Genomic DNA, 8,215 nt, shown 5'->3' on the forward strand with positions numbered 1-8,215 from the left:
CCAATTGACATTAATCGAGCCGGAGATTCTCTATATTGGTGACCAAAAAGGTCAAAAGAAATATAGAGAGGTTGATCTAAACGGAAACCATTTTAGAAGTAGTTTGCATTGAAAAAATTATTCAAGAAGCGGAAGAAGGAGTTGATTACATTATTGCTAGCCCAGATGAAGGAGTAAAGGTAGCGTCACGTTTTATTGTCGCGATGACCGTGAAGTTTTTTGTAATGTGTTTAAATACAGGAAGTGACAGGCACCTGAAAATAGAGATTACCAAAAATTAAACTTGTCGGAATTTGTCGATAGATTTCTCAAAAAACTTTCTTTTACTTTAGTATAATAAACTCATTGAAAGGCACTTTCTTCTTATAAGTTAAGAAGGTGACGATCATGGAAATATTAATGCGCAAATTTTATGGAGGGATATCATGTTTACATGTGGTACAGAATGGATAAGAGCAGATCTTCACCTTCACACAAAGGCGGATAAAGAGTTTTCTTATTTTGGTGATGATGACCGTTTCATCAGTGATTACGTAGATAAACTAAAAAAGGAAAGTATTGGATTAGGAGTTATTACTAATCATAATAAGTTCGATCTAGACGAGTACAGAGGCTTAAAGAGAAAGGCTAAAAAGGATAACATAACTATATTGCCAGGAGTCGAGCTATCTGTTAAAGAGGGAGCTAACGGAATCCATTGTTTGATAGTATTTAAAGATGAAGACTGGATTAAAGGGAAAACTGAAACTATTAATCAATTTCTTGATGAAGTTTTTAAAGGTATTGAAAATAGAGAACATGAGAATACGCGTTGTAATAAAGATTTAGCTGGAACAATTGATTGTTTAGATTCCTATAATAAAGATTACTTCATTTTAATGGCTCACATTGAACAAAAAAGTGGTTTTTTTGAAGAGTGTAATGGAGGTCTAATAGAATCACTAAGCAAGAATAGTTGGTTTAAAAACAAAGTTCTTGGGTTTCAAAAAGGTCGAACTAGGGATAAAATGAAGCAACTTGAAGATTGGATGGGATATAAACTTCCTTATATTGAGGGGTCGGATTGCAAATCTATTGAGCAAATCGGTAAAGGAGATAAATCTTATATTAAAATTGGAGATGGAAGTTTTGATTCTGTCGTACTTGCATTCAGGGACTATCAAAATCGAACTTCTCTGTCTGAAAAAGAATATAATCATGGATACATAAAATCCGTCGAATTCATCGGTGGGAAAATGAATAATCAAAAAATAAATTTATCACCGGAATTAAATAGTTTAATCGGAATTCGAGGTAGTGGTAAGTCAAGTATAATTGAAGCCATTAGATACACTTTAGATATGTCACCATCAACAGCCGATAAAGATTATAAATCAGATGTAGTAAAAAATCTTCTTGAATCAGGCGGACAAGTAATAATTGAACTTCAAGATAATTACAAAAAAAATTATAAAATTAAAAGGATATTAGGAGAAGCTCCACATATTCTTGATGATAACAATACAGAAATTGGAGTTACAATAAATTCAATTCTGCAAACTCCTTTATATTTTGGACAAAAAGATTTATCTTACATGAAAAATGGATTTGAACTAGAGTTATTAAACAAATTAGTTGGAAAGAAAACAAAATCTTTTCAAGGAGAACTAACTAGAATAAACGATCAATTAAGCAATCAAATCAATCAATTATTCAATTTAAACGATAAAGTTAATACTTTACCTGATCTAAGAAAAAACTTAACGGATATAAAGCATAAGATAAAGATATTTGAAGAGAAAGGGTTATCTGCAAAGCTTTCTAAACAAGTTAACTTCCAGAAGGATGAGAGATACATAAAAAACGTTTATGAATTAATTAACAATTTCAAAGGTAATGCTGAGGAATTATTGAACTCTAATAATCTTAGAGAACTTAATGAACTAAGTGATATTGAATCTGAGGAAGTACCAGAGCTATTTATTAAGTTATCACAAGAAGTTTCTACTATGATTACTATCAAAAAAGAAATTGAGGGAATTATAGCAAATATTGATGCTAGCTCGAAACTAGTTAAAGAATATTTAGAAGAGATTCGACTAACTATAAATTCACTTGAAGAAGAATTCGCTGAGATTAAAAGAGAAATTGATATACCAAATTTAAATCCTGATGATTTTGCAAAGCTTAAAGTTGATGAGGATAAGTTAAAAAAGTCTATTGATCAAGTTACTAAACAAGAGGAAAACAAGGGTAAAATTGAATCTCAAGTTCGAGCTGTCTTAGATGAAAGGAATCAATTATTACTTAAAGAATTCCAAGTTTATAAAGAAGAAATAGAAAAAATAAATTCAAATCAAAACGCATTAGAATTAAGTATTGAGTTTAAAGGTAATAAAGAGTCTTTTCTTGCTGAATTAAAACAATCATTTAGAGGTTCTAATATAAATCAGAGTGCTTACAAAAATATAAGTGAAGAACACTCTGATTTCGCAGCCCTAATAGTTGATATTTTATTAGAAGATTCTAAAATAACTTCTAATCTAGTAACTGAAGCCCAACTATCAAAAGTAAAGGAAATAATCAAAGAAAACTACAGCGAACAATTAAAGATCAGAACTCCTAATCAAATTGAAATAAAGTATCACGGAAAACCTATTGCAAAACATTCTATTGGACAAAGGGCATCAGCATTAGTTCTTTTCATTTTATCCCAAAAGGATAATAACCTGATTATGATAGATCAACCAGAGGATGATCTAGATAATCAAGTAATTTATAATGAAATAATTACTAAGGTAAAGGAAAGAAAGCCTGAAGTTCAGTTTATTTTTGCGACACATAATGCCAATATTCCAGTTTTAGGGGACTCAGAGCAAGTAATTGCAGTTTCGTATGATGAAAAACAAATAATGGTGAAATCTGGAAGCATTGATAATAAAGACATTCAAAATAAAGTCGTTGATATTATGGAAGGTGGGCAAGAAGCATTTAACAAGAGAACCCAAATATATAATTTATGGAGGAATGAATAGTTCCAATTAATATATATAAATGTTTTAAGGATATAATGTTTTAAAAAATAAATGTATTCAACTAACATCCATCATGTTGGTTCAAATTGGTTCAAGTAATGTCAATCTCAGCCCTTTTTTATACATTTTTATCCATATAATAAATTGAGAAACGTTGATATAAAAGGATTTCAACGGATTAGGTACGCTTAGGATTTATCTGTATATTTCTCAAAACGTTAATCTACAGACAGACGTTTCAAGGCTCTTTTCACTTCGGTGGAAGGGGTCTTTTTTAGTTATCTTCTTTCTTTTTGACCACCGTTTGACCACATTTTGATGCCAGTAGCTTATATATACGATTCATTTTAAGATTTCCCATTTTTAATGAACGGATTCTCCTCCTATTTTTCAAGTACAGAATTACTTAATTTGGCCATTTTTAACTGAGGAAATGAATCTATAATTTTGATTATACGGAGCGACATAACCCTTCTTACACAAGCATATAGTAGTGTAAAAGGTGGTGTCTATGATTGAAACGTTGGCTCATTTGGAGTGTAGTATTAGTAGCATGTATACTCCTAGTTGTATATGAAACAAAAGCATCCAATCGTGGTTTTTTTATTTCAGAGACTTTAGGAGGAGTCAAAATCGTAGTGGATGCTGGGCATGGAGGAATGGATGGTGGTGCTTCAACGTCTGAACTTATAGAAAAAGATATAACACTAGCCATCGCCAAAAAAGTGGAAAAGCTATTAAAGGAAAAAGGTGCAACGGTAGTGATGACACGTACAAAAGATGATGATGTGATCGCAGAGCATCAACCAGATGCCGATTATACGACAATGCGAGAAAGAAAGAAAGAAGATATTTTCCTTAGGGAAAAGCTGGTCAATAAAGCTAAGCCGGACCTTTTCATTAGTATCCATGCAAATGCTATCCCAGAATCAAAATGGCATGGTGCACAAGTTTTTTATCATAAAGATGGTCATCCAGCGGGAGAAATTTTAGCGAAAGCGATTCAAGGCTCTATTAAGGAAAATTTAAAAAATACAGATCGTGAGGCTTTGGCGATTAAACAAGTATATTTACTGAAAAAAGCTACGATGCCGTCAGTTCTTGTAGAAACAGGTTTTCTAAGCAATCCACAAGAAGCGGAATTATTATCTTCAGCAGATTATCAACAAAAAATGGCAGAAGCAATCGTAGAAGGAATCGAACGTTACTCTGATTCTATTGTAGAATGAGTAACGTATCATACCTTTTTGAAAGCGTTATGATATACTAAAATCGAAATGATAATAAAAGGAGTGTCTACAGTGATTGATGAACAACAAGTTCGAGAATTAGTTGGAGCATTAAAGGATCCTTTTCTACATAAAACATTGACTGAAACAGATGCTATCGTTGAAGTTTCCATAAAAGAAGAAAAAGAGCATGTGAGCGTAAAAATCGCGATAGCGAAAACAAATACGCCGGAACAACTTGCACTTCAAATGGAAATTGTTAATGTATTAAAGGGTGCAGGCTGCAAAACTGTTGGTATTCGATTCTCAGAACTTTCACCAGAAGCCATTGAAAAATTCCGTGGCACTGCAACGCGTGCAGAAACACAGGATTTGCTTTCACCATTAAATAAAGTAAAATTTATTTCTATTGCATCTGGTAAAGGTGGAGTTGGCAAATCTACTGTTGCTGTTAACTTAGCTGTAGCATTATCTCGCCTTGGTAAAAAAGTTGGTTTAATCGATGCAGATATTTATGGATTTAGTGTTCCAGATATGATGGGTGTACAAACTATGCCGATCGTTGAAGAAAATCGCATTATTCCAGTTGAACGTTTTGGTGTCAAAATGATATCTATGGGATTTTTCGTCGAAAATAACGCACCAGTTGTATGGCGTGGCCCAATGCTTGGAAAAGTGTTAAATCAATTTTTCCGCGATGTTGATTGGGGAGATCTTGATTATTTACTTTTAGATTTACCTCCAGGTACAGGTGATGTAGCGCTAGATATTCACCAAATGTTACCTGAATCTAATGAAATCGTCGTAACGACTCCACATCCAACTGCGGCATTTGTAGCCGCTCGTGCGGGAGCAATGGCTATAAAAACGGAACATAATATTTTGGGCGTTATCGAAAATATGTCATGGTTCCAATCTGATGTATCAGGTGAACGTGAATATGTATTTGGCCAAGGTGGGGGGACTAAACTAACAGAAGAACTTCGCACAGAACTACTCGGACAAATTCCTCTTGGTCAACCAGATTGGAATGAAGTAGATTTTGCTCCATCTGTATATGCGAAAAACCACTCCACTGGACAAATTTATCTAGAAATTGCTCAACGTGTGATTGATAAATTAGACAAAGAATAACGATTAAAGGATGTATCTTAAGAAAAAATATCTTAGATACATCCTTTGTTTTTTGAAGAACAAATTTTTTAAATGATACCTTAATGAATCGTTCTTTATCCTTGATCTTTACTTCCGCCAGAACTCTTATCACTGCCGCCTCCAGATTTACCCTCATCAGAGGATTTTTCGCCTGCTGATTGAATGAGTTTGGACCATTTTTCTTGCATCAAAGGGCTATTGATTACTTCAATGATTACTTTTTGCAAATCTTCCTTTGAACTTGCTGATTTCATTATTTTTTCTAATTGTTTTTGCATATCGGGTTGTGAGAAGAATTGTTCCAAATCTTTTTGAAAAGAAGCATCTTTCATCAAATCCTTCAGTAGATCTTGCTGTTCTTTTTTCATACTCTTGGCGAAGCTTTCGCGGAATTTAGGGTCCTCAAATTGTTTTTTCCAATATTCTTCAGCCTTTTTTGACATCAAAGTGTCCTGTACAGCTTTGTTAACATCATCATGCTCTAAGACGAGTAAATCCTTCATTGACGGATCCTCTAACAGTTGACGGATCACCTTTTTGCCTTCCTCCGTTTGCAGAGCATCGAGGGTTGATTTTTTTATATCATCATAAGATTGGTTCTGTTGGGGAGCAGCGGAACAACCGGATAGAATAACGAATAGAAGTGTGAAAATTATGGCTTTTTTATACATATACTTCCCTCACTTTTGCGTAAGTCGTTTCAATTATTGTTCACAATTAACGGCGGAATATGTATGAAACGAGATAAGAAATAGATTTTTTCGAAATTCGTTGTTAGAATGAAACAAGAACTTGTAAAAACGGAGGCCTTTAAGTCGTGACGATACGAAATTGGTTTAAATTTGCTTTTAGAGCACTCATAATTGGTGGCGTTGTCACTGGATTGATGAGTTTAATCGTTCGTTGGGGAGATTTCTATGCTCAACATTTTTCAAATGGTGAATGGGGAGAAGCTTTTTTAGGATTACTATGGTTTGTTCTTCTTGGTTTTACGATGAGCATGGTTTGCCAAATGGGATACTTTGCCTATCTCACAGTACATCAAATTGGTGTTAATATTTGCCGCTCATTGACTTTATGGAACTGGGTACAAATATTATTAATGTTTGTCGCATTACTGGATGTTATTTTATTCCGCTTTAAACCATATGCACATAGCGCTAGTGATTGGCTTCTTTACATAGGGTTATTGATAGTATTGATTGCAGCCGCCATTGTAACAGCTATGAAAAAGGTAAAGATGACTGGTAAGAAGCATATTTTAATTTCTGCATTATTCTTTATGATTTTCGTTAGTATTATTGAGTGGCTCATAGCTCTATGGGTACGAACAAGTGGTGGCAATGAGTATATTACACTTTTATTATTCCCGATTCTTGCAGTAAATGCTTTTCAACTGCTTGAATTACCAAAATATAATGCTAAATCTGCTGAAGATTTGAAAAAAAGAGAAGAACGCCGAGCTGCACGTAGAGAATTAGAAGAAAAAAATAATAAAAATGCGAAGCACAAATGATCAAGAGCTAAATGGTTTTTGAAGAGAAAAAGTAGCAATAACCTTATATCTAAATCTAAGGTTGCTTGTAAGAAAGAAAAGTGGGGAAGAAAACACAAAACCCCTGAAATGTTAGCGCTTCCTACCCAAATAAGGTTTACCGGAAGGACTTGCTGGAAGAGAAATAAGGAAGATTAAAACTAATCAAAACAAACCCATAGGAACAGGCAGCAAGGAAGCCCCTCATTACAAGCCGCAAAAAGAGGGGATTGTCTGCATAAAAATCCCCGACCCAGTGAAAGTTGAAAAAGGCTCTCACTGAGTGAAGTTTTCCCTTACTATTTCTTGAAATAGAAGACTAAACGTTATGGGGTTTTTTTGGTCTTAACGGAATAGCCAAATATTGTTTCTTCTATTGGCTGAAAAGAGTTGTTTTGTATCAGTCGATCGATTTCTTTTAATGGTAGTCGTTCTTCTTGATGATACGGTATGGAAATTATATCGCCCTTTGAGAGTTTCAAGTCTTTGCTGTCAGATAAAATTTTAGAAGCGGCTAGCATATTAATTTGTTCTTTCCATAGCACCTTAGTAACATCTGGGAGGAATACATAATCTCTTGTTCTAAACCAAAGAGGAGATTGTTTCATAATGGAATTGAAAGTACTGATATCTTTTTCAAGCTGAGAAGGATTGACTTCATAAAAATCACTATTTCTTCCTAGCAATCCTATTGGGATATTTTTAGCTTTAATGACTTTTACAAGAGTTGGAGATCTTTCTAATAAATCTGGATCGACCATTAATAAAGGATAAGGAGATTTTTCCTCGTTTAACCATTCGATAAACTTTGCATCAGCATAAGATAAATCTATTGTTAATGACATCCCGAAATTTCCCTTTGTAATAATATTGGGTTCATCTGTTAAACGAAAAACTTCTAATATTGAATTTTTAGAAGGAATAAAAATTAACAATAAAGCCATCATAATAATCGTTGATACAATTATTCTTTTAAACAGTATGCTCACCTCTTGTCCTATATATATGATTGTAAAAGGTTTTTTAAAACTTTTTGCTATAAAGTATTGACATTTATATATAATCAGCGTATATTGAACAACGTTGACTCATTAAGAGAAAACAACAAAATATTTAATCTTTCTAATTTAAAAAAGCATCTTGCTTTTGACTTTTAGATATGATACAATATTTAAGTCTTTTAAGTAAGGATGAACCTTGAAAACTGAACAAGCAAGACGTTAATCAATAAAATTTGTTCACTAACCTCCGTTAGTGACAAAGACAAAATAGATATCATCTTC

6 protein-coding genes are annotated in these 8,215 nt (G+C 33.4%); 4 read left to right on the plus strand and 2 right to left on the minus strand.

Annotated elements, in window-relative coordinates:
• Positions 1–425: 425 nt before the first annotated feature.
• The 3 genes from FEU33_RS16550 to FEU33_RS16560 all read left to right on the plus strand — a co-directional run bounded on the left by FEU33_RS16550 (position 426) and on the right by FEU33_RS16560 (position 5,377).
• Positions 426–3,014, plus strand: a complete 2,589-nt coding sequence (locus tag FEU33_RS16550; RefSeq protein ID WP_222433436.1) for a TrlF family AAA-like ATPase — start codon at positions 426–428, stop codon at positions 3,012–3,014.
• A 515-nt stretch (positions 3,015–3,529) separates the two neighbouring features.
• Positions 3,530–4,243: an N-acetylmuramoyl-L-alanine amidase CwlD gene (gene cwlD / locus FEU33_RS16555; protein ID WP_146550582.1), complete on the plus strand. Its 714-nt coding sequence runs from the start codon at positions 3,530–3,532 to the stop codon at positions 4,241–4,243.
• A 72-nt stretch (positions 4,244–4,315) separates the two neighbouring features.
• Positions 4,316–5,377 (plus strand): Mrp/NBP35 family ATP-binding protein, encoded by a 1,062-nt coding sequence (locus FEU33_RS16560; RefSeq protein WP_146550583.1) that lies wholly within the window; start codon positions 4,316–4,318, stop codon positions 5,375–5,377.
• Positions 5,378–5,472: 95 nt separating this feature from the next.
• Here FEU33_RS16560 and gerD read toward each other — a convergent pair whose 3' ends face one another.
• A complete protein-coding gene (gene gerD, locus FEU33_RS16565; protein ID WP_146550584.1) occupies positions 5,473–6,069 on the minus strand; it encodes a spore germination lipoprotein GerD in 597 nt (198 codons plus the stop codon).
• Positions 6,070–6,215: 146 nt separating this feature from the next.
• Here gerD and FEU33_RS16570 point away from each other — a divergent pair, with 146 nt between their 5' ends.
• Positions 6,216–6,914, plus strand: coding sequence for a KinB-signaling pathway activation protein (locus FEU33_RS16570; protein ID WP_146550585.1), 699 nt, complete (start codon positions 6,216–6,218; stop codon positions 6,912–6,914).
• Between the two features lie 344 nt (positions 6,915–7,258).
• On the opposite strand, the gene FEU33_RS16575 is transcribed toward FEU33_RS16570, so the two are convergent.
• Entirely contained in the window at positions 7,259–7,777 is a 519-nt protein-coding gene (locus tag FEU33_RS16575; protein WP_146550586.1) for a hypothetical protein, read from the minus strand.
• Positions 7,778–8,215: the final 438 nt, after the last annotated feature.

It is taken from the genome of Rummeliibacillus suwonensis, from assembly GCF_007896435.1.
Lineage (GTDB): Bacteria > Bacillota > Bacilli > Bacillales_A > Planococcaceae > Rummeliibacillus > Rummeliibacillus suwonensis.

Coding starts and splice junctions, on each gene's coding strand:
- FEU33_RS16575 (WP_146550586.1), bottom strand. CDS start 7,777: ATGTCATTAACAATAGATTTATCTTATGCTGATGCAAAGTTTATCGAA.
- gerD (WP_146550584.1), bottom strand. CDS start 6,069: ATGTATAAAAAAGCCATAATTTTCACACTTCTATTCGTTATTCTATCC.
- FEU33_RS16550 (WP_222433436.1), top strand. CDS start 426: ATGTTTACATGTGGTACAGAATGGATAAGAGCAGATCTTCACCTTCAC.